The following is a 545-nucleotide window of genomic DNA, read 5'->3' as shown; positions in this document are numbered from 1 at the left end:
CTCGATCGGTTTTTTACATCGATATTCACGCAAAATGCGGTCGGCGCACAGGCAAGAGCGGTGGCTCTTATCACCGACGCCTCAAAGGCCTGCGCTCTAGCTCTCAATCATTCCGCTCCGAAAGCGGCGCTCTTTTCCGGCAGCTCGAATCTCAAACTGAACGGCTGCGTCGTGATGTCGAATTCGATAGCCGCGGACGCCATCAAGCTGCAGGGATCGGCAAGCCTTCAGGTCGATTGCCTAGTATCGGCAGGCGGTGTTTCGTTGAGCAACCCCGTGACGACCGTGTGCGCCAGGCCGATAACCCAGGCGTTGCCCGCTGCCGATCCTTTTGCCGACTTGCCGGCGCCACCGGCCACGAACCCCTGTCGAAACAGCAATCAGTCGGTGTTGCAACCTGGAACATACTGCAGGGGGCTCAGCTTGAGCGGCAATGTAACGCTTTCGCCCGGGATATACGTCATTCAAGGCGGTGATTTCAAAGCGAACTCGAACGCGAATATTTCCGGCGACGGAGTCATCATTTATCTGGCCGGCAGCTCCGG

Annotated in this window: 1 pseudogene; it reads left to right on the top strand. The window is 57.8% G+C overall.

Going from position 1 to position 545, the window contains the following annotated elements:
• Positions 1-60: 60 nt before the first annotated feature.
• Positions 61-545: pseudogene (locus NKI79_RS33160) on the top strand (pilus assembly protein TadG-related protein); the annotation flags it as partial.

Source organism: Mesorhizobium sp. M0340 (genome assembly GCF_040321535.1).
GTDB lineage: Bacteria > Pseudomonadota > Alphaproteobacteria > Rhizobiales > Rhizobiaceae > Mesorhizobium.
The sequence above is the reverse complement of the archived record's forward strand: the minus strand, read 5'-3'. Positions and strand labels throughout refer to the sequence as shown.